Below are 21,015 nucleotides of genomic sequence, written 5' to 3' on the forward strand. Positions count from 1 at the left end.
AGAGGAAGCCACCATGGCGGATCGAGTACTTCGCGGAAGCCGACTCGGAGCAGTCAGCTACGAGACTGATCGCGACCACGATCTGGCCCCGCGCCGCATCGTCCAATACAAGACCGACAACGGTGAGATCTTCGACGTCCCGTTCGCCGACGACGCGGAGATCCCCTCGAAGTGGCCGTGCAAGAACGGCATGGAGGGCACCCTGCTCGAAGGAGCGGCCCCCGAGGAGAAGAAGGCCAAGCCGCCGCGCACCCACTGGGACATGCTGCTGGAGCGCCGCAGCGAGGAGGAACTCGAGGTCCTGCTCAACGAGCGCCTCGACATCCTCAAGCAGCGCCGCCGCGGCTGACGACCTTCGGTAAGGTCCAACCGGACGGCCCCGGGGTGCGGGCTATTTCTTCCCGCGCCCCAGGCGGCTGTCCATCCCCCACCGGGCCACCTGCAGGAATGCCTCGGTGATGACTCCGCCGTCCATCTTCGACTCGCCGATGGCTCGCTCGGTGAACGTGATCGGGACCTCCCGGAGCACGAATCCCCCTTGGATGGCCCGCCAGGCGAGGTCGATCTGGAAGCAGTAGCCGGCCGAGTCGATGGCGTCGAAGTCGAAGCTCTCCAGAACCTCGCGCCGATACGCGCGGAATCCGGCGGTGATGTCCCGGATCTTCGATCCGAGGGCCAGCCGGGCGTAGGTGTTCGCACCGCGCGAGAGGAACTCGCGTCGTTTGGGCCAGTTCACCGTCGAACCGCCCGGCACGTACCGCGACCCGATGACCAGGCCGGCGCCCTCGTTGACCGCGTCGAACAGCCGGTGCAGTTGCTCGGGAGCATGCGACCCGTCGGCGTCCATCTCGACGAGAACCCGGTAGTCGCGCGCCAATCCCCAGGTGAAACCGGCCAGATAGGCCTTACCCAGGCCGTCCTTCTCGGTGCGGTGCATGACGTGGATGCGCCCGGCCTCGTCCTCGGCCGCGAGCTTGTCGGCGACCTCACCGGTGCCGTCGGGGCTGGAATCGTCGACGACGAGCACGTGTACGCCGCCCAGCGAGGTCAGCAGTCTCTCGACGATGATCGGCAGGTTCTCCCGCTCGTTGTACGTCGGGATGACGACGAGGGCGTTCTCCCCTGCCGTGCCGACCACCGCGTGCGCCGACGCACCCTGTCCATCGCTACTCATCGAGCTCCTTCACTTGCTCTCCGGGCACCGACGGGGCGCGCAGAGGTTTCCGACTGAATCTAGTATGCGTGGCCAGGGCCGCCAAAAAGGCCATCAGTGCGAGAACACACACGACGATCGCGGGCACCCCGCCCAGTCGGCTCGCCGGCGTCCGCTCGGTGCGCAGGGGGACGCGATCGACGAGCGTTCCCGGGGTGAACACCCCGGTGCGCGCGGAGACGGCGCCGTCGGGGCCGATAATCGCACTCACCCCCGATGTCGCGGCCACGAGCACCGACCGGCCGTCCTCGACGGCGCGCACCTGGGACATGGCCAGCTGCTGGTAGGTCATCGCGGACTTGCCGAAGGTCGCGTTGTTCGTCGGCACGATGAGGACTTGGGCGCCCTGTTCGACGGAGTGACGCGCGGCGCGGTCGAAGGCGACCTCCCAGCACGTCGTGATCCCGGCGACCACGGTGCCCGAACGGGTCGGTATCCGGACGACCGACGGGCCGTGGCCGGGGGTGAAGTTTCCCGCCATGTCGGCATAGGAGGAGAAGTGCCGGAAGAACCCGCGCCACGGCAGGTATTCGCCGAAGGGCTGGATGATGTGCTTGTCGTAGCGGTCGACGATGCCGCGTTGCGGGTCCCAGACGATCACCGAGTTGGTCGGGTTGCCCTCACCGTCGGTGAGGATGGTGCCGAGCACGATCGGCGCTTTGACCGCCCGGGCCGCGAGCTGGATCTGTTCGGCGGCGTCCGGGTTGTCCACCGGGGAGATGTCCGAGGCGTTCTCCGGCCAGACGACGAAGTCGGGTTGGGCGACGCGTCCCGCGGCGATGTCGGCGGCCAGCAGAAGGGTTTCGCGCACGTGGTAGTCGAGCACGGCCCGCCGCTGGGCGTTGAACTCCAGACCCAGCCGCGGAACGTTGCCCTGGACTATCGCGATGCGCGCCGAGGCCGGCGACAACACCCGGTCCAGGCTGGTCGGGGTGACGAGGATGGCCGACAGCGGTGCCGCCAGGGCCAGCAGCACCGTCGCCACGGCGGTGACCACCCCGGCCGACAACACGCGGGGCTCCTCGTCGGCGGGCCGCGGATCGCGCCGCCAGGCCCGCATACCCAAGACGAAGAGCCAGGCGACCGAGGCGCCGAACAGCGCGACGCCGAACGACAGCCCGGTCGTCCCGATCACCGACGCCAGCGGCAGCAACGGCCCGTCGGCCTGGCTGAACGCCGCCCGCCCCCACGGGAACCCGCCGAACGGGAACATGGACCGGACGGTCTCGACCAGGGTCCAGCTCGCGGCGAACCAGACCGGGGCCAACGGCAGCCGCATGGTCAGCGTGCCGATCATGCCGAACACCGCGGTGTACGCCGCGAGCACCCCGGCCAAGGCGAGCCACGGCAGCGGGCCGACGTATTCACCGATCCACGGCAGGAGCGGTACGAAGAAGCCGAGGCCGAAGACGAATCCGAGGTAGGCCCCGTCGCGCACCCGCAAGGCGCCGGTGCCCAGGACGACGGCGAGGACGCCCAGCGAGACCACCGCGAGGAACCACAGATTGCGCGGCGGGAAGGCTCCCCACATCGCCAGCCCTGCGACGAGTGCCGCGGCCGGTCGGATCAGCCTCGTCATGCGTCCCCCGCCGCCGGGGAGAGCGCACCGGAGTCGTACAGCACCGTCTCGCGATGCACGGTCCGCACACACGTGGGTGCCTTCGCCCCCGGCGAGACGTCCGGCAAGGCGGGGACCCGTGATCGCGGATCGGTGGACCACCGCTGCACCTTCGCGTCGGAACCGGCGACGACGAGCTCGTCGACGTCGAAGACGGCATAGCTCGCCGGCGCCCCCGGCACCAGCGTGCCGGTGAGCCCGTCGTTGCGCCCGGCGGCGCGCCACCCGCCACGGGTGCAGGCGCCGTATGCCGCTCGGGCCGAGATCGCCGACTCGGGTCGGTGGTGGCCGACGGCGGCGCCGACCGTCGCCCACGGGGATACCGGTGTGACCGGTGAATCCGACGAGAAGGCCAGCGCCACCCCGGCTTTCGCCAGTGCGGCGAAGTCGTTCATCGCGGCGGCCCGCGCCGCGCCGAGGCGCTGCTCGTACAACTGTCCCGGCCCACCCCACGCCGCGTCGAAGGCGGGCTGCATCACGGCGATCACACCGCAGGAGGCCAATATCCGCGCCTGATCCGCGGACACCATCTCGGCGTGTTCGACGCGGTGCGCGCACGCGGCGACGGCCGGGGTGCCGATCTCGGCGGTCAGGCGGGCCAATGCGTCGGTCACCGCTGTCATCGCCGCATCGCCGATCACGTGGAAACCCGCCTGTCGGCGCAGCTCGGTCAGCGCGCGCAGATGGGCGTACACGGCATCGGTGTCCAGATAGCGGTTCCCGCCGGTCCGCGGATCGTCGGCATAGGGCTGCGACAGCCAAGCCGTGCGCGAGCCCAGCGAACCATCGACGAAGAGGTCACCGCCCAAGCCGTGGGCCTGCGAGGTCGACAGGAGGTTGCGGGCGTGTTCGACGCTGGTCGCCGCCTCCCCCCACAGCCCGACGATCTCGACGCCGATGCGATCGACATTCTGCGCGTCGAGGGCGAGGACCTCGGCGAAATCAGCCGGCCCGGCGATGTCCGGGCCGCCGTTCTCGTGGACTGCGACCACCCCGAGGGCGGCCATCGAGTGCAGGGCACGTCGGCGCGCGGCGGCGCGTTCGTCGGCGCCGAGCGCGGCCTGCGCGGCCGTGCGCACGCGGTGGTGGGCGTCGGCGGTGAGCGGGCCGTCGGCGTCGAATCCGCCGAGTCCGCGCAGGTCGCCGGCCCGGGCGCGCAGTGCCGTGGAGGCCAATGCGCTGTGCTCGTCGACGCGGACCAGATAGGCGGGTCGGTGCCCGACCGCCTCGTCGATCTCCGCGACGGTCGGCGGCAGGCATTGGTCGGAGTCCGCGTCGTCCCAGGTGGACTCGTCCCAGCCGAACGCCCAGACGAGCTCGTCGGCCGACACCGCGCTCGCGTGGTGGGCCACTACCCGCAGGAGATCGGCCCGGCTGTGGACGCCGGACAGGTCGAGCCCGGCATCGGCGAGACCCGTCGCGGTCAGATGAACGTGCGAGTCGACGAATCCCGGTCCGACGAACCGGCCCTCGAGGTCGATGATCTGCGCCCCGGGATGCATCCTGCGCCCCACGTCGTCGTAGCCGACCCACACGACGACGCCGTCGGTAACGGCCATCGCGGTCGCGTCCGGGTTGGCGGGCGTGTGAATCCGGCCGCCGAGGAGCAGCTGCGTAGACATGGGGTCAAGTCTGCCGTGTCGGCAGAACGCTTCAGTGCGCGGGCGGCAGTTGGCGTTGGAAGACGGGAGTGCCGTCGGTCGTGTCGACGACCTCGCCGTCGATGACATCGCCGCCCAGGAACACGGTACGGGTGCCCACGGCCGACACCAGGCCGGCGACGCGCTTGGCGCCGAAGGCGGTGACGACGGGACGTGCCACCCGTCGTACCGGGCCGGCCATCAGCACGACGCCGAGCACCGTCGTGACGATGCCGGGCAGGATCACGAGTACCGACGACAGGCCGAGCAGGGCCGTGTCGGGCAATGGCTCGGTCGGCCGGATCTCGTTGCGGGCCGCGCGGCCCAGGTCGGCCACCACCCTGCGGCCGCGGGCGACGAGGAATGCGTAGCCGCCGACCGCGGCGCCGAGGGTGATCAGCAGCGCCCAGCCGAAGCCGAGCCACGCGGTCAACCCCGCGAAGGCGGCGATTTCCAGCACGACGTACAGCAGAATGATCCAACGAATCCGCATGGGGGTTCCTTCCGTCTACTCACTCAACGTCGCAGTTGCCCATTTTGCTCCCACAGCGACTACCTTGGGGATCCGTGCCCTCCATCACAACGTTCTCCAACGACGGCCTGACCTTCGACGTGCGGGACTCCGGTCCGGCCGACGGCGAGCCGATCGTCCTACTGCACGGTTTCCCGCAGCGCGCCACGTCGTGGGACAAGGTCGCGCCGATTCTGCACGAGCGCGGGTTCCGCACCATCGCGCCCGATCAGCGCGGATACTCCCCTGGCGCGCGCCCGAAGGGCCGCAAGGCCTACTCGCTGGCCCATCTGGCCGGTGACATCGGGGCGCTCATCGACGAGGTCGGCCGGCCCGTCCACGTCGTCGGCCACGACTGGGGCGCCGCGGCCGCCTGGGCCACGGCGGCCGCCTATCCCGACCGGGTGAAGAGCCTGACCGCCGTTTCCGTCGGGCATCCGATGGCCTTCATCCGCTCGATGGGCAAGAGCAACCAGATCCTGCGGTCGTGGTACATGCTTGCCTTCCAATTCCCCGGCATCCCGGAGCGAGTCCTCTCCTCGCAGTCCCGTCAGGCGCAGGCGCCGATGAGGCGGATGGGGATGAGCGACGAGATGATCTCGCGCTTCCGCAGCGAGATCGTCGCGGACGGGGCGCTGCGCGGGGGCCTCGGTTGGTATCGCGCGCTTCCGCTCTCGTCGCCGCAAAGCATGGTCGGGAAGGTGACGGTACCGACGACGATGGTGTGGAGCGATCGTGACTTCGCCCTCGCCATGACCCAGGCGACCGATTCGCAGCGCTACGTCGACGCACCCTTCGATTTCGTGCAGATCGACGGGGCTTCCCACTGGATTCCCGAGGAGCGCCCACAGGAGCTGGCCGAGGCGATCGTCGCGCGGGCGGAATCGAGCTAACGCCCGTAGGGGTGTCAGCTCTCCGCGCGACCCTCCAAGTCACCCTCGGTTTCCAGATAGATCCGGCGCAGCTCGTCGAGCATCTCCGGCGGCGGCGCCTCCCACAGGTCGCGCTGGGCCGCCTCGAGGAGGCGCTCGGTGATGCCGTGCAGCGCCCACGGGTTGGATTTCTCCAGGAATTCGCGGTTGGCCTCGTCGAGGACGTAGGACTCGGTGAGTTGCTCGTACATCCAATCCGCCACGACGTTGGTCGTCGCGTCGTAGCCGAAGAGGTAGTCCACCGTGGCGGCCATCTCGAAAGCGCCCTTGTAACCGTGGCGCTGCATCGCCGAGATCCACCGCGGATTGACCACGCGGGCGCGGAAAACGCGGGTCGCCTCCTCGGACAGAGTGCGGGTGCGCACCGCGTCCGGGCGGGTGGAGTCCCCGATATAGGCCTCCGGATCCGAACCGGTCAGCGCGCGGACCGTCGCGACCATGCCGCCGTGGTACTGGAAGTAGTCGTCGGAGTCGGCGATGTCGTGCTCGCGGGTGTCGGTGTTCTTCGCCGCGACGTTGATACGACGGTAGGCGCTGCGCATGTCGTCGACGGCCTCCTTCCCGTCGAGTTCGCGACCGTAGGCGTAGCCACCCCAGGCGGTGTAGACGGCGGCTAGGTCCTCGTCGGAGCGCCACTGCTGCGAGTCGATGAGCTGCAGCAGTCCGGCGCCGTAGGTGCCCGGCTTCGACCCGAAGACGCGGGTGGTGGCGCGACGGTCGTCGCCGTGGTCGGCCATCGCCTCGCGGACGTGGGCCGCGACGTAGTTCTGCTCGTCGGGTTCGTCGGCGGATGCGGCGAGGCGTACCGCGTCGTCGAGCATGGTGACGACGTGCGGGAAGGCGTCGCGGAAGAAGCCCGAGATACGGACGGTGACGTCGATGCGCGGCCGGCCGAGTTCGGCGGCGTCGACGAGCTCCAGGTCGACGACGCGGCGCGACGCCTCGTCCCACACCGGTTCGACACCGAGCAGAGCCAGCACCTCGGCGATGTCGTCGCCGGAGGTACGCATCGCCGAGGTCCCCCACACCGAGAGCCCCACCGAGCGCGGGTATTCGCCGTGGTCGGCGAGGTAGCGCTCGAGCAGCGAATCGGCCATCGCGCGCCCGGTCTCCCAGGCGAGGCGGCTGGGCACCGCTTTGGGATCGACGGAGTAGAAGTTGCGGCCGGTCGGGAGCACGTTGATGAGCCCGCGCAGCGGCGAACCGCTCGGGCCGGACGGGATGAAGCCGCCGGCGAGTGCGTGCAGCACCCGCGGGATCTCCTGGTCGGTGGCGCGCAGCCGCGGCACCACCTCGCGGGCGGTGAATTCGAGGATGTCCGCGACACCTTCGGGTTGACCGGCTGCGATGTCGGCGACGGCCTCGGCGCTCCACCCGGCCTTGTGGCAGCGCTCGACGAGGTCGCGCGCCTGCGCCTCGGCCGCGTCCACCGTCTGCGTGCGGTCGCCGGTGTCGGCGTCGGCATTCTCGGTGAGCCCGAGCGCTTCGCGCAGCCCCGGCAGCGCCACCGAGCCACCCCACAGCTGGCGGGCGCGCAGCATGGCGAGCACCAGGTCGACCTCGCCCTCGTCGACGGGCGCCTGTCCGAGGATGTGCAGCCCGTCGCGGATCTGCACGTCCTTGATCTCGCACAACCAGCCGTCGACGTGCAGCAGCATGTCGTCGAAGACCTCCTCGTCCGGCCGCTGCGCCAACCCCAGGTCGTGGTCCATCTTCGCGGCGGTGAGCAGGGTCCAGATCTGCTGGCGGATGGCGGGCAGCTTCGCCGGGTCGAGGGCCGAGATGTTGGCGTGCTCATCGAGCAGCTGCTCGAGCCGGGCGATGTCGCCGTAGGACTCGGCGCGGGCCATCGGCGGGATCAGGTGGTCGACGAGGACGGCGTGGGCCCGACGCTTGGCCTGCGTCCCCTCCCCCGGGTCGTTGACGAGGAACGGGTAGATCAGCGGCAGCTCGCCCAGTGCCGCATCCGTGCCGCAGGACGCGGACATCCCCAGCGTCTTGCCGGGCAGCCATTCCAGGTTGCCGTGTTTGCCGAGGTGGACGGCGGCGTCGGCACCGAATCCCCACCCGTCGGCATCCGGTCGCGACGAGAGCCACCGATAGGCCGCCAGGTAGTGGTGCGACGGCGGCAGGTCGGGATCGTGGTAGATCGCCACCGGGTTTTCGCCGAAACCGCGCGGCGGCTGGACCATGAGGACGACGTTGCCGAAGGTCATCGCGGCGATGACGATGTCACCGTCGGGGTTGGCGCTCCGGTCGACGAAGAGTTCGCCGGGCGCCGGTCCCCACTTCTCCTCGACGGCCTCGCGCAGATCGGCGGGCAGGGTCGCGAACCACCGGCGGTAATCCTGCGCGGCGACGCGGATCGGGTTGGCGGCGAGCACCTCGTCGGTCAGCCACGCCGGGTCCTGGCCGCCCGCGTCGATCAGGGCGTGCATCAGGGCGTCGGAGTCGTCGTCGGCCAGACCAGGGATCTGGGCGGGGTCCCCGATGTCGTAGCCCGCCTCGGCGAGCGCCGTGAGCAGCCGCAACAGCGACTTCGGCGTGTCGAGGCCGACGGCGTTGCCGATGCGGGCGTGCTTCGTCGGATAGGCGGAGAGGATCAGCGCCAGCCGCTTGTCCGCGTTGGCGAGGTGGCGCAGCCGGGCGTGGCGCACCGCGATACCGGCGACCCGCGCACAGCGTTCGAGGTCGGGTTCGTACCAGGGCAGCCCGTCGTCGTCGAATTCCTTGAACGAGAACGGGACGGTGATGATCCGGCCGTCGAACTCGGGCACCGCGACCTGGCTGGCGACGTCGAGCGGGGAGAGCCCGTCGTCGTTGTCCGCCCACTGCTCGCGCGATCCGGTGACGGTCAATCCCTGCAGGATCGGGATGTCCAGCGCGGCCAGGCGCTCCACGTCCCAGGCCTCGTCCTCCCCACCCGCCGATGCCTGCGCCGGTGTCGTGCCACCGGCGGCGAGCACCGTCGCGACGAGCGCGTCGGCCGTGCCGATCAGCTCGATCAGATCGTCCGGCGCGGTGCGCAGCGAGGCGCAGTACACCGGCAGCGCCCTGGCGCCGGCGGCCTCGATCGCGGCGCAGAGGGCATCGACGTAGCGGGTGTTCCCGGCCAGGTGCTGGGCGCGGTAGTAGAGAACGGCGATGACCGGACCGTCGGCCGGGGCTGCCACGGATTCGCGCTCCAGCACCCCCCACATGGGCGTGACCTCCGGCTCGCCGAAGCCGAGCCCGGTGAGGAGCACCGTGTCGGAGAGGAAGTTGTGCGCGTTGACGAAGTTCTCGACGCCACCGGCGGCGAAGTAGTTGTGGACCTGGGCGGCGACGCCCGCGGGCACGGTCGAGCAGGCCATCAGATCGGGGTCGGGCTGCTGCTCCCCGGAAAGCGCGACGACCGGTTTGCCGGTGGCCAGGACCGCCTCGATCCCCTCCTCCCAGGCCCGGCGACCGCCGAGGATGCGCACGACGATCAGGTCGGCGTCGCGCGCCAGGTCGGGGATCTCGTCGACGAGGATGCGCGACGGGTTGGCCCCGCGCAACGGCGCACCACTGGCGGCCGCGGTGATGAGGTCGGTATCCGAGGTGGACAGCAGCAGGATCACACCGCCCACCCTATGGGAGGCCGACCACGGGCCCGAACGGTCGTAGGCTTATCCACGTGGCCCCTGCCCAGCCCCGCACCGGTGCCGACCGCTGTCCCGGCGTGCTCAGCACGCATGACGCGCTCGACGGTGCCTTGGCGCGCGTCCGCCTGCCGGGTGGTCGGATCAGTCCCGAACAGCTGTCCGCCGCCGCGGCGACCGCCAGCGCGCACGGCGACGGCTTTCTGGAGCTGACGAGCCGCGGGAACCTGCAACTGCGCGGGCTGCGCGATCCGGATGCCGCCGCCGACGCCCTCCTGGGGGTCGGACTCGGATCGGCGGGCGAGGCGGACAAGGTGCGCAATATCCTCGCCTCGCCGCTGGCCGGACGGATCGGCGGGCACGGCGGCGTCGACGACGTCGTGGCCTCCCTCGACGCGCAACTACGTGCGGGGTCGGTCACCGGGCTCTCCGGACGATTCCTCTTCGGCATCGACGACGGCCGCGGTGACGTCGTGGCCCATCGCCCCGACGTCACCGCGGTGTGGCGGGCCGATGGCGCCGCCGATCTCCTCGTGGCCGGGCGGGTGCTCGGCGGTCTCCCCCGCGACGACGTCGTGCGCAGCCTCCTGCACGTCGCGGTCGAGTTCGCCAATGCGGCCGGCGGGGCGTGGCGGATCGACGAGTTGGCCCCGCCCGAGCGGGCCGCACTGTTCTCGGTCGTCGAAGCCGTCGTCGGCGGCGCGGGAACAAGAGCTGCCGAGTCCGCGCCTCCGACGGCCGCCGCGGGTGAGGACGAGCATGAGCCGCTCGTCGGGTGGCTGCCGCAGGACGACGGGCGGGTGATGCTCGGCGCCGTCGTTCCCGGCGGTCGGCTCCCGGCACGTACCGCCGAGTTCTTCGCCGCCGTGCAATCGCCGATCATCGTCACGCCGTGGCGGGAGATCCTCCTGGCCGACCTCACCGAGGGCGTGGCCGAGGCCGTCCTGCGGGTTCTCGCCCCGATGGGTGTCATCTTCGACGCGGCGTCGCCGTGGGTGCGGATCAGCAGCTGTGCGGGCCGGCCGGGCTGCGCCAAGTCGCACGCCGACGTACGAGCCGACTCGGCCGACTACGCGGCATCGAACTCGCCGGAATCGCGCGAACACTGGGTGGGGTGCTCGCGCGGATGTGGTTCGCCGACCACGGCGCACGTGCGGGTGGAGGCACAATCCGACGGCACCTATCGTCGCATCGTTATGAGTGGCCACTAGGCTCACCAGCCATGGCCGAGTATCTGCGCGACGGCGCGGCGATCTACGAGAGATCCTTCGCGATCATCCGCTCCGAAGCGGACCTCACCGCCTTCGACGACGACCTCGCGACCGTCGTCGTCCGCATGATCCACGCCTGCGGCCAAACCGACCTGCCGGACGACATCCGTGCGACACCGGGGCTGGTCGCGGCCGCGCGCGGCGCATTGGAGTCCGGTGCGCCGATCCTCTGCGACGCCTCGATGGTCGCCGCCGGGGTCACCCGCAAACGCCTGCCCGCCGACAACGACGTTGTGTGCCTGCTGGGTGATCCCCGGGTGCCGGACCTGGCGGCCGAGCTGGGCACCACCCGTACCGCCGCTGCCGTCCACCTGTGGTTGCCGCGCCTACAGGGCGCGGTCGTCGCCGTCGGCAACGCACCCACGGCGTTGTTCGAACTGCTCGACCTCATCGACCAGGGGGCTCCCCGCCCGGCGGCAATCGTCGGGGCCCCGGTCGGCTTCGTGGGCGCCGCCGAATCCTGCGAGGTACTGGCCGCACGGACCGACGTCGAATTCCTCACGGTCCTCGGTCGCCGCGGCGGGTCGGCGATCACCGCCGCGGCGCTCAACGCGTTGGCCAGTGCGAGCGAACGATGAGCGGCACGCTGTACGGGGTGGGCCTCGGCCCGGGTGACTCGGAACTGGTGACGGTGAAGGCGGCCCGGCTGATCGGGGCCGCCGATGTCATCGCCTACCACTGTGCGCGGCACGGGCGGAGCATCGCGCGCCGGGTCGCCTCTCCCTACCTGCGTGAGGGACAGATCGAGGAACGGCTCATGTACCCCGTCACCACCGAGACGGTCGACCACCCGGGCGGATACGACGGTGCGATGGCCGACTTCTATGCCGAGAGCGCCGAGCGTCTCGCCGAACATCTGGCGGCCGGGCGCGACGTCGTACTGCTGGCCGAGGGGGATCCGCTCTTCTTCAGCTCGTATATGCATATGCACAAGCGGCTGACCGGAAGGTTCGCCACCGAGATCGTCCCGGGGGTGACCTCGGTGTCCGGGGCCAGCGCGGCGCTGGGCATCCCGCTCGTCGAGGGCGAGGAGAACCTCGTCGTGCTGCCGGGCACCGCCCCCGACGGCGATCTGGTCGCCCATCTCGCGAGCGGGTCGGCGATCGCCGTGCTCAAACTCGGGCGCACCTTCGACCGGGTATGCGCTGCCCTGCGGGCCGCCGGCCGGATCGACGAGGCCTGGTACGTGGAGCGTGCGACGACCGACGAGCAGAAGATCGCCCGCGTGGTCGACGTCGATCCGTCGACCGTCCCGTATTTCTCGATGATCGTGGTGCCCGGTGCGACGAACAATCCGCTGGCCCCGCAGGGCGCCGAAGAGGGCGGCGGGGTGACCGTCGTCGGCCTGGGCCCCGGCCCCGTGGCCCAGCAGACACCGCAGGTCCGCGCCGCGATCGCCGAGGCCACCGACCTCGTCGGCTACACCACCTATCTGAACCGCCTGACCCCGCGACCCGGTCAGCAGGTACACACCAGCGACAACCGGGTGGAGTCCCAGCGCGCCGAGTTCGCACTCGACCTGGCCCGTCGCGGCCGGAAGGTCGCGGTCGTCTCGTCGGGCGATCCCGGCGTCTTCGCGATGGCGACCGCGGTGGCCGAGGTCGCCGCGGAAACGGAATACGACCACGTGCCGGTGACGGTGTTGCCGGGGGTGACCGCCGCCTCGGCGGTGGCCGCCGCGTTCGGCGCCCCCCTCGGACACGATTTGGCGCTGATCTCGCTCTCGGATCGACTCAAGCCGTGGGAGGTCATCGAGAAGCGGATCAGCGCCGCCCTCGACGCCGACCTCGTCATCGCGATCTACAACCCGGGCTCGATCAGTCGCAACCACCAGGTCGCCGACCTGAAAGCGTTGCTGCTTGAGCGGGTGCCCGGGGAACGGGTGCTGCTGCTGGGCCGCGACGTCGGCGGCCCCGGGGAGGCGCTGACGGCGACGACCGTCGCGGATTTCGATCCCTCGGTCGTCGACATGCGCACCCTGGTGATCGTCGGGTCGTCGACGACGACCGTCGCGGAGCGGCCCGGCGGGCGGCTGGTCTTCACCCCGCGGCACTACGGGGACTGATCCACGCCCCGCTTGATCCAGGCCACCGCCTCGTCGACGGTCGACACCACGGTTTCGCAGGATTCGGCGGGACGGTCGACCACGATCACCGGTAGGCCCAGTTCACGCGCCGCCACCAGCTTGGCCTCGACGAGCCCTCCCCCGCTGTTCTTGGTGACCAGCAGGTCGATGTCGTGGTCGACGAGCAGCGCCCGCTCCTCGTCGAGCCCGTAGGGCCCGCGCGACCGCAGGATCTCGCGGTGCGGCGGGAGTGGGCCCGACGGCGGGTCGACGACGCGGATCAGGAATTCCTTCCCGTCGATCGCGGCGAAGGCGCCGACGTCCTGACGTCCGGTGGTGAGCATGACCCGCCGTGCATCCGACTCGGCCACCGCCCGCGCGGCCGCGGCGATGTCTGGGACGACGACCCAGCGATCCCCGTCCACGGGTGTCCACGCCGGGCGCAACAGCCGCAGCAGCGGGATCTCGGCCTCACCGCAAGCCGTCGTCGCATGCCGGGAGATCTGTTGCGCGAACGGATGCGTCGCATCGACGACGGCGCTGGGCCGGTGCTCTCGCAACCAGGTGACGAGGCCGTCGACGCCGCCGAATCCGCCCGAGCGGACCTCGCCGACCGGGAGCCGCGGATTCGCCACGCGTCCGGCAAGTGAGCTGATCACCGGCACGCGGTCGGCGACGAGGCGCTGTGCCACTTCGCGCGCCTCACCGGTACCGCCGAGGATCAGAACCGCCATTCGGCCAGCCTAGTTCGCCGAGTTCGGTGTGAAATGATTGCGTTCATGTCGGACGCTCGTTGGAGCCGCAACGGGCGTGACCGGCCGCTCACGACCCGCCTCGGCAGCGGGAAGGACAAGTGGGTTCTCGCCATCTGCCTCGTATTCGTGCTAGCCGGGCTGGCGATGGCCTTCTCCTTCTTCTTCGCCAATCCGGCGCAGTGCGACAACAAACCGATGGGTCCCGACGATCGCTGCTCTTCGACCGGATCGATCTTCTCGAGGGGCTACCGCGAACGACTCGTCACGCCACCACCGCCGCTGCCCTACGACCTGCCGATCCAACGCCCCGCCGGCCGGACGATCGACGAGCAGCGCGGCACGAATCGCATACAGGGGTACGCCGCTCTCTTCTGCACCGGCTTCTTCGGGTTCGGCGGCGTCGCGCTCTTCCTCAGAGCACGTCGCGACTATCGGGCCGATCCTCGGGACCGAGATGATGCTGATCCTCCCCGCGACGGCTAGCGCCCCGCAGCTTTGATACGCGGGCCTGCGAATACAGATAGCTGTCGGTGGCCCCCGGATGGGCGGCCAGCACGCGCCCCACGAAGATGACCGCGGTCCGCACGATGCCCGCGTCGGCCAGCGCCGTGGGCAACTCGCTCAACGGGCAGCGGAGAATCTGCTCGTCGTCGCGGCTGGCGAAGGCGACGGTCGCGGTCGGGCAATCGGAGCCGTAGAAGGGCACCAAGGCGTCGACGATGGCGTCGGCTTGCCGGGCGGCGAGGTGGAGCGCCAGTGTGACTCCGGTGGATGCGAGTTCGGCGAGGGTCTCCCCCGGCGGCATATCGGTGGAGAGCGTCGACACCCTCGTGATGAGCAGGCTCTGTCCGACACCTGGAACTGTGAGCTCGGCACCGAGCGCGGCCGCCGCCGCGGCGAAGGCGGGCACGCCGGGCACGATCCGCGTGGCGACGCCGCGCTCGTGCAGCAGGCGCTGTTGTTCGGCGACGGCAGAGTACAGCGACGGATCGCCGGAGTGCAGCCGCGCCACGTCCTGTCCGCCACGGTTGGCGGCGACCATGCGCTCCACGATCTCGGCGAGCGGCATCCGCGCGGTGTTGACCAATTCCGCCCCCGGCGGACAGCGATCGAGCATCTCGGCGGGGACGAGTGATCCGGCGTACAGGCACACCGGGCACCGTTCGAGCAGTTCAGCGCCCCGCAGGGTGATCAGGTCGGGCGCACCCGGACCGGCACCGATGAAGTAGACGGTCATTTCCGTGCCGCCCACTGCACGATCGCCCGCGCGGGCCGCCAGCCGCTGACCCCGCCCAACGGTTCCACCTCTTCGACCGCGACGCGGCGCAACACACCGCCATGCGTCTGCGACAGTTCGACGAGGAGTTGCTGCGTGGGGATGCTGACGGCGTTGGCGACGAAGATTCCACCCTCCGCCAACGCCGCCCAGAGTCGGTCCGAGAGCGCCCGGTCCAGTCCGCCGCCGACGAACACCGCATCCGGCGTCTCGTCGCGGCCCGCGACTGCCGCGGCCGCATCTCCCACGACGACGGTGAGCCGGCCCGCCACCCCGTGTCGAGCCGCATTGGCCTCGACCCGCGCGGCGCGCTTCTCGTCGCGCTCGAAGGCGATGACGCGGCCCGTCGGGTTCACCCGCAGCCATTCGATGCCGACGCTGCCCGATCCGGCGCCCACATCCCACAGCAGCTGCCCCGAAACGGGTGCCAGCGCCGCGACGGTGAGCGCCCGGATCGGTTGCTTGGTGAGCTGACCGTCGTGGTCGAAGGCATCGTCGGGCAGACCCGGCGCCAGCGATTCGGATGTCGTCGACGGTTCCCGACAACCGAACTCCAGCGCGACGAGATTCAGTGGGTCGATGTCGCGCCCGTCCCAGGAGGACACCGCCACACGGGTCATCCGTTCCGCGTCCCCCCCGAGTTGTTCCAGCACGATCATCGTCGAGTCGCCCCAACCGGATGCGTGCAAGGCGTCGGCGATCTGGGCTGGCGACGCCGCGTTCCGGGACAGGACGAACAGCCGCCCGTCCGCGCGCGCGGCGGCCAGGACGTCGTCGACGGTTCCGGTGACCAGCGAGACGACCTCCGTCGAATCCAGCGCCCAGCCGAGGCGGGCAGCGGCGAGGCTGACGCTCGACGGGTGCGGCACAACGCGGACCCGCGGCGGCCCCGCCACGGCGATCACCGTCGTGCCGAGCCCGTGGAACATCGGGTCTCCGGAGGCGAGGAGGTGGATCGGCGACGACCCCGGATCGGCGAGCAGCTCCCGCAGATGGGCACTCATCGGGCTGTGCCACGGAATCCGGTCTGCGGTCACCTCGTCGGAAAGCAGGCCCAACTGCCGCGCCGACCCGTAAACCGTTGTGGCGCCGAGCAACTCGCGCCGCGCCGCGCCGGTGAGCCCGTCCCAGCCGTCGGCGCCGATACCGACGACGACGAACGCGGGCTCGGTCATCGCGGCATCCGGCGCCAGAGCGAGCGCGGTAGCAGGCGGAAGACGAGGGCGGTGGGCGCCATGGCCCAGGGCACCCACACCACCCACTTGCCGCGACGGTAGGCGCGCACCACGGCGTCGGCGACCTGATCGGCGGTCCGCGACATGGGGGCCGGCTGCACCCCGCTCTCCATCAGCTCCTTGGTCATGGCACCGATGACGAAGCCGGAGCGGACCAACAGGAGACGGACCCCGGTGCCGTGCAGCGCGTCGGAGAGGCCCGACGCGAAGCCGTCGAGCCCGGCCTTCGTCGACCCGTAGACGTAGTTGGCCCGGCGGACGCGTTGACCGGCGATCGACGAGAAGGCCACGATGGTGCCGCTCCCCTGTTCGCGCAGTTTGTTGGCCAGCAGGGTGATGACCGAGACCTGGGCCAGGTAGTCGACCCGGGCGATCTCCAGCGCGTGTTCGACCTCGGCTTCCGAACGGGCCGCGTCGCCGAGGATGCCGAATGCGACGATCGCCGCCTCGACCGGGCCGCGCGAGACGAGTTCGTCGATCAGCGCCGGGTGGGAGTCGGTGTCGTCGGCGTCGAACTCGACGGTCGAGACCTGCGTCGCCCCCGCGGCCAGCAGCGCGGCCGTCTGCTCGGCCAGATCGGCGCTGCGGCGCGCGGCGAGGACGACCGGGTGCCCGGCGGCCAGCCGCGTGGCCACCGCCAGGCCGATCTCGCTGCGGCCGCCGAATAGCAGGATTGATCCAGTCACGGCAGCCAGTATCGCACCCCGGATCCCGGTCGGGGGCCGCGAAACCCCCCGACTAGCGTTGGCGGGGTGAGCGGACCCGACGACCTGACTAGCGACGCGTTGACCTTCCTGACCGAACGCCACCTGGCGACCTTGGCGACGACCCGCACCGACGGTTCGCCGCACGTCGTCGCCGTCGGCTTCACCTACGACCCCGACGAGCGGTTGGTGCGGATCATCACCCGCGACGGCAGTCAGAAGGTGCGCAACGCCGATCGTCGGGGGCGCGCCGCGGTGACCCACGTCGACGGCCCGCGCTGGTTGACACTCGAGGGCGTGGCTTCGGTGTCGCGGGACCCGATGCGGATTCGCGAAGCCGAACGGCGCTACGGCCTGCGGTATCGGGAGCCGCAGCCGAATCCGCGGCGCGTGGTCATCGAGATCCCCGTCGACCGGGTGATGGGATCGGCAGTTCTGTTGGGGCGTCCTGCGCCGTCTCGGGACTAGGGTTGGGCTGTGTCCACCGCCACGAGCGCCTCGCGATTCCCCGCCGCCGTCTACGGCCGCCGGTTGGCGCGCGCCGCCGCACTCGCCGACCGCGCCGGTGTGGCCGCGCTGATCATCACCCCCGGCCCCGATCTGGCCTACCTGATCGGGTCGCATGCGCAGACTTTCGAACGCCTCAGCGCATTGGTGATCCCGGCGACCGGCGGGCCAATCCTGGTCACCCCACGCCTCGAGGTCGCCTCCTTCGCCGAATCGGCTGTCGACGAACTGGGGGTCCGCTTCACCCCGTGGGTCGACGGGGAGGATCCCTACGCGCTGGCCTTGACCGGCCTCGTGTCGAATCCCGTTGTCGCGGTCTCGGACTCGATGAGCGCGGGCCACTTGATCCCACTCATGTCGGCGACCGGAACGGCGCCGCTGCTGGCCACCGACATCCTGCGCGACCTGCGGATGATCAAAGACGAGGACGAGATCGCGGCACTGCGCCGTGCGGGTGCCGCGATCGACCGCGTACACGCGCGGATGGGTGAATGGTTGCGGCCGGGTCGGACGGAGGCGGTCGTCGCCGCCGACATCGCCGCGGCCATCGTCGACGAGGGACACCTCGAGGCGGCATTCGTGATCGTCGGATCCGGCCCCAACGGCGCCGACCCGCATCACGAGCAATCCGATCGGGTCATCAGCGAGGACGACATCGTGGTCATCGACATCGGCGGTCCGGTGGCGCCGGGATACAACTCCGACTGCACGCGCACCTACTGCTTCGGCGAACCGTCGGAGGAGATTTCCCGCGCCTATGCGGAGTTGGCGGCGGCACAGGCGCTGGCGGTCGCCGCGGTGCGCCCCGGAGTCACCGCCGAGTCCGTCGACGCCGCGGCCCGCGACCACCTGGCCGCCGTCGGACTGGCCGACCGGTTCATCCACCGCACCGGGCACGGAATCGGGCTGTCGGTCCACGAAGAGCCGTACATCGTCGCCGGCAACAGCCTGGTCCTGGCGCCCGGAATGGCGTTCAGCATCGAGCCCGGAGTCTATTTCGACGGGGTGTGGGGCGCGCGGATCGAAGACATCGTGATCGTCACCGACGACGGATGCGAGTCGGTCAACCACCGCGACCACGCCCTGACCCGCCTGCCCGCGCAACCATCGAAGGAGCACTGAGCATGAAGCTTTCCCTGTCCCGAACAGCGGTGGCCGCCGCGGTGCCGATACTCGCCCTCGGGCTGACCTCCTGCGGTCAGATCAGCTGGCACCGGTCGGGTGCCAGCCCCAGCGACAAGGTGACGGTGACGAAGACCGTCGAGGCCCCGACCGACACCACGACGACGGCCGCGCCGAGCACATCGGAGACACCGGAGCAGATTCCGCCCAACGGCTCGGGTGCCTACACCGCCGTCGCACCGTCCGGCTTCCAACTCAACCCGCCGACATCGGTCGCGAGCTATTCGTTCAGCGTCCCCAGCCGCAATATCGCCTGCTTCGTCGGGACGGAGTTCATCTGCGAGATCCACGACGGGCCGAATGATTCCCCCGCCGACTCCCGCTGCGGCTTCTACGACGGCGACTCCGAGGTGCGCGTCCGGATCGTCGGCTGGTTCAAGTACGACAGGCCGCCCTGCTCCACGATCCTGCAGGGCGTGTGGCGCGACCCCGGCCCGGTCCTGAACTACGGCGAATCCGTCCACTTCTCGGTGCCCGGTGCCGAATTCAGCTGCTATTCGACGACGGAGGCGCTGTTCTGCACGGGACCGGAGAATTACGGCTTCAAGCTGTCGCGCACCGAGTTCTCCCGGCAGCAACTGGGCTGAGCGGTGGTACGGAGATCTGCGTTGCTGTTGATGTCGCTAACCGACACGAACAGCAACACATCGATATAGCTCCGAGCCAGTGGGTTACCCGAGCGCCGCGCGGAACTCCTCCGACTCGTAGAAGGACGCGAAACGGCGTCGGACCAGTGCATCGAGGAAGCCGCGCTCGTGGAGCCGCTCGAGAACCGGCGGGCCGAAGCGCATCGCCTCCTCGATCAGGTCGTCGCGGAAGACGCCGAGTTCCCCCAGTAGTTCCGACAGCGGTGTGTCGCCGTACTTCTCGAAGACGTATTCCACCGCCTCGTCGATGAGCCGGCGTACGAACGGCGTGGTGCGGAACTCCTGCCAGAACTCGAAGATCAGCGCGACCACATCATCCACGTCGTCTTCGGTGAGCACGTCGCGGAAGGCGCCGAGCGATTCGTCACGGTGGCTGCGCCACGCGTCGCGCACCGAATCGAGCAACAGGTCCTCGGCCTGGTCCTCGTTGCGGCGCAACACGAAGCCCGCCCCCGACCGGGTCGCCCGCTCCACCACGGCGTCGATCACGGGGCGGGCGGGGCGCACGGCGGTGCGCAATCCGCGGACGGCGTGGCCGCGCAGCCACGCGACCGGATCCTCGACGTCGGCGGTTCGCCGTCCGTCATCCGGATCGTCCACCGCCGCGCCCACCGCGCGGGTGACCACCTCGACCACGGTGTCGACGGTGGCCGGTCCTTCGAGCACCCGCCGCAGCACTCGGCCCGTGACGTCCAAATCGGCGACGGCGGTGGCGAATTCGTCGAAGTGACGGTCGTCGAGCAGGTCGCTCACGCGGAAATCGTCGTTGACGCTCGAGCGATACAGGCGCCGCGCGACCTCGCCGACCAGCTCCGGGATCGCACCCTCGACGGGGATCTGGACGGCGTACTTGCGCGCGACGTCCTTGACCGGCTCGGCCGAAATCGCCTGGGCCAGGGTGAGCCGGTCGGCCAATTCGAGGAAGTGGTCCACCTCGTCGACGACGGACTTCTCGAACTCGGCCGGGTCCAGTAGCTTCCGTAACTCGTGGGCGGTGTGCGCGTCGAGCAGCCGAGCGGCGATCTGGGCGGTCTCGTCGGGGTTCGACATGGCCAACAGAATACGGGCGCTAGTCGACGTGCTTGACGATGCACGCCTGGTCGGCGATGTCGCAGGCGTCGTGCGCACCCGACTTCGAACTCTCCCGCTGCGCGACGACGTATTGGCCGGGCTGGCCGAACGCCTCTCCCCGGTAGACCTCGGCGCCGGTCTTCGACGCCAGCTCGTTGGCGCTGTCGAGGCTGGTGAACGAGCCGAATTGGGCGTACCAACCCGACGAGGCTGCGCTGGCATCGCTGTCGTCGCCCGACCCACTCTCGGTCGAGCTGTCCGGGCTCGCCGAGCGCGACGGCTTCGCCGTCACCGTCGTCGTGGTGGTGTCCGTTTCGGTGACGGTCACCGACACCGTCGTCTTGTTGTCGGCCGCGTAGTTCTCCGACCGTCGCGCACGGCTGTCGTTCACCGCCCACAGGGTGCCGGCGACGGTCGCGGTGACCACGAAGACCGTGAGGCCGACGACCGAGGCGAGCACCCACGGGTGACGACGGGGCCGTTCGACCTCGTCGAAACCGTCGTCGGGTTGCTCGTCCTCGGGTTCGGGCAGGGGCACGCGACCGGAGTAGGCGCCCGGGAACGGACTCGGGTTGTAGGCGCTGTAGGCGGTCGTGCTCGGCGGTGGCGGCGGGGCCTGCGGCGGAACGGGCACGGCACCCGAACCGGGCGGCACCGACCAGGATCCCGAACGGGGCACCCCCGGCGGCCCGGCCGGGACGCTGCCCGATCGGTGTCGGCCTCCCCCGGTATGCGGCCCGGTCGGCGGATTGAACGTCATCGCGT

The 21,015-nt window shown here is 70.4% G+C and carries 20 protein-coding genes; 9 read left to right on the forward strand and 11 right to left on the reverse strand.

Annotated features, from left to right (window positions below):
- Nucleotides 1-13 precede the first annotated feature (13 nt).
- Nucleotides 14-349, forward strand: a complete 336-nt coding sequence (locus tag HUN08_RS09220) for an RNA polymerase-binding protein RbpA (RefSeq protein WP_124246428.1) — start codon at nt 14-16, stop codon at nt 347-349.
- Between the two features lie 42 nt (nt 350-391).
- On the opposite strand, the gene HUN08_RS09225 is transcribed toward HUN08_RS09220, so the two are convergent.
- From HUN08_RS09225 to HUN08_RS09240, 4 genes are read right to left on the reverse strand one after another with little or no spacing between them, the layout of a single operon-like run.
- Nucleotides 392-1,174, reverse strand: a complete 783-nt coding sequence (locus HUN08_RS09225; RefSeq protein WP_124246429.1) for a polyprenol monophosphomannose synthase — start codon at nt 1,172-1,174, stop codon at nt 392-394.
- Nucleotides 1,167-2,792, reverse strand: coding sequence for an apolipoprotein N-acyltransferase (lnt, locus tag HUN08_RS09230; RefSeq protein ID WP_124246430.1), 1,626 nt, complete (start codon nt 2,790-2,792; stop codon nt 1,167-1,169). Before lnt ends, HUN08_RS09225 begins: the two co-directional genes overlap by 8 nt.
- Nucleotides 2,789-4,453 carry an amidohydrolase gene (locus HUN08_RS09235; protein WP_124246431.1) on the reverse strand — a complete coding sequence of 555 codons (1,665 nt, stop codon included), beginning with the start codon at nt 4,451-4,453 and terminating at the stop codon, nt 2,789-2,791. The genes lnt and HUN08_RS09235 overlap by 4 nt, the downstream gene beginning before the upstream one ends.
- Before the next feature lie 31 nt (nt 4,454-4,484).
- On the reverse strand, nt 4,485-4,964 hold the full coding sequence (locus HUN08_RS09240) for an FxsA family protein (protein ID WP_124246432.1): 480 nt from the start codon (nt 4,962-4,964) through the stop codon (nt 4,485-4,487).
- Nucleotides 4,965-5,038: 74 nt separating this feature from the next.
- On the opposite strand from HUN08_RS09240, the gene HUN08_RS09245 reads away from it, so the two are divergent.
- The gene (locus HUN08_RS09245; RefSeq protein ID WP_124246433.1) at nt 5,039-5,875 is read left to right on the forward strand and encodes an alpha/beta fold hydrolase; all 837 of its coding nucleotides are present in this window, start codon (nt 5,039-5,041) and stop codon (nt 5,873-5,875) included.
- Between the two features lie 14 nt (nt 5,876-5,889).
- Here the strand turns inward: HUN08_RS09245 and cobN are convergent, their stop codons facing one another.
- A complete protein-coding gene (gene cobN, locus HUN08_RS09250; RefSeq protein ID WP_124246434.1) occupies nt 5,890-9,516 on the reverse strand; it encodes a cobaltochelatase subunit CobN in 3,627 nt (1,208 codons plus the stop codon).
- 56 nt (nt 9,517-9,572) lie between these two features.
- Here cobN and cobG point away from each other — a divergent pair, with 56 nt between their 5' ends.
- The 3 genes from cobG to HUN08_RS09265 are packed head-to-tail and all read left to right on the forward strand — an operon-like array spanning nt 9,573 to nt 12,873.
- A complete protein-coding gene (cobG, locus tag HUN08_RS09255) occupies nt 9,573-10,748 on the forward strand; it encodes a precorrin-3B synthase (RefSeq protein WP_124246435.1) in 1,176 nt (391 codons plus the stop codon).
- An 11-nt stretch (nt 10,749-10,759) separates the two neighbouring features.
- A complete protein-coding gene (locus HUN08_RS09260; protein WP_124246436.1) occupies nt 10,760-11,386 on the forward strand; it encodes a precorrin-8X methylmutase in 627 nt (208 codons plus the stop codon).
- Nucleotides 11,383-12,873, forward strand: coding sequence for a precorrin-2 C(20)-methyltransferase (locus HUN08_RS09265; protein WP_124246437.1), 1,491 nt, complete (start codon nt 11,383-11,385; stop codon nt 12,871-12,873). Before HUN08_RS09260 ends, HUN08_RS09265 begins: the two co-directional genes overlap by 4 nt.
- Here HUN08_RS09265 and HUN08_RS09270 read toward each other — a convergent pair.
- Entirely contained in the window at nt 12,861-13,607 is a 747-nt protein-coding gene (locus HUN08_RS09270) for a cobalt-precorrin-6A reductase (protein ID WP_124246438.1), read from the reverse strand. The two genes, HUN08_RS09265 and HUN08_RS09270, sit on opposite strands and share 13 nt — an antisense overlap.
- Before the next feature lie 45 nt (nt 13,608-13,652).
- On the opposite strand from HUN08_RS09270, the gene HUN08_RS09275 reads away from it, so the two are divergent.
- Nucleotides 13,653-14,111, forward strand: a complete 459-nt coding sequence (locus HUN08_RS09275) for a hypothetical protein (protein ID WP_124246439.1) — start codon at nt 13,653-13,655, stop codon at nt 14,109-14,111.
- Here the strand turns inward: HUN08_RS09275 and cobM are convergent.
- The 3 genes from cobM to HUN08_RS09290 are packed head-to-tail and all read right to left on the reverse strand — an operon-like array spanning nt 14,041 to nt 16,834.
- Nucleotides 14,041-14,865 carry a precorrin-4 C(11)-methyltransferase gene (cobM, locus tag HUN08_RS09280; RefSeq protein ID WP_124246440.1) on the reverse strand — a complete coding sequence of 275 codons (825 nt, stop codon included), beginning with the start codon at nt 14,863-14,865 and terminating at the stop codon, nt 14,041-14,043. The two genes, HUN08_RS09275 and cobM, sit on opposite strands and share 71 nt — an antisense overlap.
- The gene (cbiE, locus tag HUN08_RS09285; RefSeq protein WP_124246441.1) at nt 14,862-16,079 is read right to left on the reverse strand and encodes a precorrin-6y C5,15-methyltransferase (decarboxylating) subunit CbiE; all 1,218 of its coding nucleotides are present in this window, start codon (nt 16,077-16,079) and stop codon (nt 14,862-14,864) included. Before cbiE ends, cobM begins: the two co-directional genes overlap by 4 nt.
- Nucleotides 16,076-16,834, reverse strand: a complete 759-nt coding sequence (locus HUN08_RS09290; protein WP_124246632.1) for a decaprenylphospho-beta-D-erythro-pentofuranosid-2-ulose 2-reductase — start codon at nt 16,832-16,834, stop codon at nt 16,076-16,078. The genes cbiE and HUN08_RS09290 overlap by 4 nt, the downstream gene beginning before the upstream one ends.
- Before the next feature lie 57 nt (nt 16,835-16,891).
- On the opposite strand from HUN08_RS09290, the gene HUN08_RS09295 reads away from it, so the two are divergent.
- The 3 genes from HUN08_RS09295 to HUN08_RS09305 are packed head-to-tail and all read left to right on the forward strand — an operon-like array spanning nt 16,892 to nt 19,119.
- Complete coding sequence (locus tag HUN08_RS09295; protein ID WP_124246442.1) at nt 16,892-17,311, forward strand: pyridoxamine 5'-phosphate oxidase family protein; 420 nt, start codon at nt 16,892-16,894, stop codon at nt 17,309-17,311.
- A gap of 9 nt (nt 17,312-17,320) precedes the next feature.
- Nucleotides 17,321-18,472, forward strand: a complete 1,152-nt coding sequence (locus HUN08_RS09300) for a Xaa-Pro peptidase family protein (protein ID WP_124246443.1) — start codon at nt 17,321-17,323, stop codon at nt 18,470-18,472.
- Between the two features lie 2 nt (nt 18,473-18,474).
- Nucleotides 18,475-19,119, forward strand: a complete 645-nt coding sequence (locus HUN08_RS09305) for a hypothetical protein (RefSeq protein ID WP_124246444.1) — start codon at nt 18,475-18,477, stop codon at nt 19,117-19,119.
- Nucleotides 19,120-19,203: 84 nt separating this feature from the next.
- On the opposite strand, the gene HUN08_RS09310 is transcribed toward HUN08_RS09305, so the two are convergent.
- Nucleotides 19,204-20,229 carry a hypothetical protein gene (locus tag HUN08_RS09310; protein ID WP_124246445.1) on the reverse strand — a complete coding sequence of 342 codons (1,026 nt, stop codon included), beginning with the start codon at nt 20,227-20,229 and terminating at the stop codon, nt 19,204-19,206.
- Between the two features lie 19 nt (nt 20,230-20,248).
- A complete protein-coding gene (locus tag HUN08_RS09315) occupies nt 20,249-21,010 on the reverse strand; it encodes a hypothetical protein (protein WP_124246446.1) in 762 nt (253 codons plus the stop codon).
- Nucleotides 21,011-21,015: the final 5 nt, after the last annotated feature.

The sequence above is a fragment of the Gordonia sp. X0973 genome (assembly GCF_013348785.1).
GTDB lineage: Bacteria > Actinomycetota > Actinomycetes > Mycobacteriales > Mycobacteriaceae > Gordonia.

Coding starts and splice junctions, on each gene's coding strand:
- HUN08_RS09275 (WP_124246439.1), top strand. CDS start 13,653: ATGTCGGACGCTCGTTGGAGCCGCAACGGGCGTGACCGGCCGCTCACG.
- HUN08_RS09270 (WP_124246438.1), bottom strand. CDS start 13,607: ATGGCGGTTCTGATCCTCGGCGGTACCGGTGAGGCGCGCGAAGTGGCA.
- HUN08_RS09265 (WP_124246437.1), top strand. CDS start 11,383: ATGAGCGGCACGCTGTACGGGGTGGGCCTCGGCCCGGGTGACTCGGAA.
- HUN08_RS09220 (WP_124246428.1), top strand. CDS start 14: ATGGCGGATCGAGTACTTCGCGGAAGCCGACTCGGAGCAGTCAGCTAC.
- HUN08_RS09235 (WP_124246431.1), bottom strand. CDS start 4,453: ATGTCTACGCAGCTGCTCCTCGGCGGCCGGATTCACACGCCCGCCAAC.
- HUN08_RS09225 (WP_124246429.1), bottom strand. CDS start 1,174: ATGAGTAGCGATGGACAGGGTGCGTCGGCGCACGCGGTGGTCGGCACG.
- HUN08_RS09260 (WP_124246436.1), top strand. CDS start 10,760: ATGGCCGAGTATCTGCGCGACGGCGCGGCGATCTACGAGAGATCCTTC.
- lnt (WP_124246430.1), bottom strand. CDS start 2,792: ATGACGAGGCTGATCCGACCGGCCGCGGCACTCGTCGCAGGGCTGGCG.
- HUN08_RS09240 (WP_124246432.1), bottom strand. CDS start 4,964: ATGCGGATTCGTTGGATCATTCTGCTGTACGTCGTGCTGGAAATCGCC.
- cbiE (WP_124246441.1), bottom strand. CDS start 16,079: ATGACCGAGCCCGCGTTCGTCGTCGTCGGTATCGGCGCCGACGGCTGG.
- HUN08_RS09315 (WP_124246446.1), bottom strand. CDS start 21,010: ATGACGTTCAATCCGCCGACCGGGCCGCATACCGGGGGAGGCCGACAC.
- HUN08_RS09305 (WP_124246444.1), top strand. CDS start 18,475: ATGAAGCTTTCCCTGTCCCGAACAGCGGTGGCCGCCGCGGTGCCGATA.
- cobM (WP_124246440.1), bottom strand. CDS start 14,865: ATGACCGTCTACTTCATCGGTGCCGGTCCGGGTGCGCCCGACCTGATC.
- HUN08_RS09310 (WP_124246445.1), bottom strand. CDS start 20,229: ATGTCGAACCCCGACGAGACCGCCCAGATCGCCGCTCGGCTGCTCGAC.